The 3,192-nt window shown below is 69.9% G+C and carries 4 protein-coding genes; all 4 read right to left on the reverse strand.

Features of this window, described 5'->3' with window-relative positions:
* The coding region (locus tag G6022_RS16115; RefSeq protein WP_347238198.1) for an aminotransferase class V-fold PLP-dependent enzyme at window positions 1–267 on the reverse strand (267 nt) is incomplete at its 3' end.
* 102 nt (window positions 268–369) lie between these two features.
* Window positions 370–1,320 carry an electron transfer flavoprotein subunit alpha/FixB family protein gene (locus G6022_RS16120; protein WP_179525537.1) on the reverse strand — a complete coding sequence of 317 codons (951 nt, stop codon included), beginning with the start codon at window positions 1,318–1,320 and terminating at the stop codon, window positions 370–372.
* 51 nt (window positions 1,321–1,371) lie between these two features.
* On the reverse strand, window positions 1,372–2,157 hold the full coding sequence (locus G6022_RS16125; RefSeq protein WP_179525538.1) for an electron transfer flavoprotein subunit beta/FixA family protein: 786 nt from the start codon (window positions 2,155–2,157) through the stop codon (window positions 1,372–1,374).
* 122 nt (window positions 2,158–2,279) lie between these two features.
* The coding region (locus G6022_RS16130; RefSeq protein ID WP_182692008.1) for an AMP-binding protein at window positions 2,280–3,192 on the reverse strand (913 nt) is incomplete at its 5' end.

Raw genomic sequence — 3,192 nt, forward strand, 5'->3', positions numbered from 1 at the left:
GTCACCGCCCGAGGCGGCCGCCTGGCCCAGCACCGCGAGGTTGTCGGACTCGGTCCCGCCCGAGGTGAACACGACCTCGGAGGGCCTGCACCCGAGATGCGCGGCGAGTGACTCGCGGGCCTCCTCCACCCGGCGACGGGCGCGGCGGCCGGCTCCGTGGAGGGACGAGGCGTTACCGACGGTGGCGGCCGCCTCGGCATAGGCGGCCAGGGCCGACGGGCGCATCGGGGTGGTCGCGGCGTGGTCGAGATAGTGCGCGGTGCGGATCGTGAGCATGACGTCGGCAAGAATACGCCCGAACGCGCCGGACCCCGGCACCGCAGGGGTGCCGGGGTCCGGTCGGTACTGCCGGGCGCTGTCGCGCCGAACTCACTTACGGGCGTTGATGGCCTCGGTGAGCTGCGGGGCGACGTTGAACAGATCGCCGACGACGCCGTAGTCCGCGATCTCGAAGATCGGGGCCTCCTCGTCCTTGTTCACGGCGACGATCGTCTTGGACGTCTGCATCCCGGCGCGGTGCTGGATGGCGCCCGAGATCCCCAGGGCGATGTACAGCTGCGGCGACACGGTCTTGCCGGTCTGACCCACCTGGAACTGACCCGGGTAGTACCCCGAGTCGACGGCGGCGCGCGAGGCACCGACCGCACCCTTGAGCGAGTCGGCCAACGGCTCGACGACCTCTTCGAACTTCTCCGCCGAACCCACGCCACGACCACCGGCGACGACGACGGTCGCCTCGGTGAGCTCGGGACGGTCGCCACCGACGATCGGGTTGCGGGAGATGACCCTGGCGGCGTTCTCGGGCTCGGGGACGTCGACCTCGACGACCTCACCGGCCCCGGCGGACGGCGACGCCTCGACGGCGCCCGGGCGCAGGGTGTAGATGGGCGTGTCGCCGGCGACGGTCGCCTCGACGGTGAACGCGCCACCGAAGATCGAGTGGACCGCGGACCCGTCGGACTTGATCTCGACGACGTCACACAGGGTGCCGGAACCGGTACGGGCCGCGAGGCGACCCGCCACCTCCTTGCCCTCGAACGTGGCGGCCAGGACGATCGCCGCCGCGCCCTGCTCGGCGAGCCCGGCGAGGACGTCGACCTTGGGCGTGACGAGGTAGTTCTGGACCGCGTCGCCCTCGGCCACGTAGATCTTCTCCGCGCCGGCCTCCTTGAGGGCGTCGGTGAGCGCTGCGGCGGTGCCGGTCTCACCGAACACGACGGCGGACGGCTCACCGAGCGCGCGTGCGGCGGTCAGCAGTTCGAGGGTGACCTTCTTGAGTTCGCCGTCGACGTGCTCGACCGCGACGAGGACTTCAGCCATGGTGGATTCTCCTTGAAAAAGACTGGTGGGAGTCGGTCGGGGTGAGCGCGATCAGATGAGCTTCTGCGCGACGAGGTACTTGGCGACCTCGTTGCCGCCCTCGCCCTCGTCGGTGAACTTCTCACCGGCGCTGCGCGGCGGCTTGGGGACCGACGACGTGACGGTGGTCGCCGCGTTGTCCTTGCCCACCTGGCCGGCCTCGACGTTGGTGTCGGCCAGCGTCAGGACCTCGACCGGCTTCTTCTTGGCGGCCATGATGCCCTTGAAGGAGGGGAACCGCGGCTCGTTGATCTTCTCTCCGACCGACACGACGCAGGGCAGCGACGCCTCGATCTCGAAGATGCCCTCGTCGGTCTCCCGCTCACCCTTGATGGTCCCGCCGGAGACCTCGAGGGTGCGCATGTGGGTGACCTGCGGCAGGCCCAGGTACTCGGCGATGATGGCCGGGACGCTGCCCATGCGGCCGTCGGTGGCCTCGTTGCCACAGATGACCAGCTCGGTGCCCTCGATCGTGCCCAGCACGTTGGCGATGGCCCACGCGGTCTGGACGACGTCCGAGCCGTGGAGCGCCTCGTCGTTGAGGTGGACGGCCTTGTCGGCCCCCATCGACAGGGCCTTGCGGATCGCCTCGGTGGCGCGGTCGGGACCGGCGGTCAGGACGGTCACCTCGCCCCCCTCGGCCTCCTTGATCTGGAGAGCCTGCTCAACGGCCTTCTCATTGATCTCATCGAGGACCGCGTCCGCGGCCTCGCGGTCCAGGGTGAAGTCCCCATCGGAGAGCTTGCGCTCCGAGTAGGTGTCCGGAACCTGCTTGATCAGTACGACGATGTTCGTCATGGGCCTGCGTCGACCTCCTGCGAGTCGGGGCTGGGTGCGATCCGAACTGGCCGGGCGCACCGGATTGTGGTCCTGGGGACAACAATAACGTCACCCGGGCCCACCCTGCAGGAGCGGGGCCGTCAGTTGATGCGCTTGTCCCACCCCGACCACGCGGCGTCGCGGAGTTCGTTTTTGCGGACCTTGCCGGTCGAGGTGCGCGGCAGGGCCTCGGTGAGCTCCACCGCACCGGGCACCTTGTACCGGGCGATCCTGGTCCGGCAGTGATCGATCACACCGTCCTCGTCGAGGTCGGAACCGGGTTTCACCACGACGTACGCCTTCGGACGCTCACCCCACTTCTCGTCGGGCATCGAGACCACGGCGCAGTCCACCACGTCGGGGTGCGCCGCGATCGCCTGTTCGACCTCGATCGTGGAGATGTTCTCGCCGCCGGAGACCACCACGTCCTTGGCGCGGTCGAGCAGCTGCACGTACCCGTCCGGGTGCATCACGCCGAGGTCGCCCGAGTGGAACCAACCCCCGGCGAACGCGGTCGCCGTGGCCTCGGGGTCGGCGAAGTACCCCTTCATCACGCCGTTGCCCGTCATGACGACCTCGCCCATCGTCACGCCGTCGGCCGGGACGTCGACGAGGTGCTTCTCGCCGGGGCTGGTCCGCTCGACCACCCGGACCGTGTCGGCGTGGATCATGGCCACGCCCTGACGGGACTTGAGGCCCGCTCGCTCGTCCGGGTCCAGGTCCGCCCAGTCGGGCTGGGGCGTACACACCGTGAACGGCCCGTAGGTCTCGGTGAGCCCGTACACCTGCGTCACGTCGATGCCCAGGTCCTCGAAGCGTCGCAGGATCGTGGGCGAGGGCGGGGCGCCGGCGGTGACCATGCGGATCCCCGTCACCGGCCGGGCCGCCGGGTCGTCGGCGATCGTGCTCAACACCGCCGGGGCGCCGGCGAGGCGGTTGATCCCCTCGTCGTCGAACAGTCTCCAGATCTCATCGCCCCGGACGGCGCGCAGACACACGTGGGTGCCCATCGCG

Source organism: Dietzia sp. Cai40 (assembly GCF_014145165.1).
Classification (GTDB): domain Bacteria; phylum Actinomycetota; class Actinomycetes; order Mycobacteriales; family Mycobacteriaceae; genus Dietzia; species Dietzia natronolimnaea.

Coding starts and splice junctions, on each gene's coding strand:
- G6022_RS16120 (WP_179525537.1), bottom strand. CDS start 1,320: ATGGCTGAAGTCCTCGTCGCGGTCGAGCACGTCGACGGCGAACTCAAG.
- G6022_RS16125 (WP_179525538.1), bottom strand. CDS start 2,157: ATGACGAACATCGTCGTACTGATCAAGCAGGTTCCGGACACCTACTCG.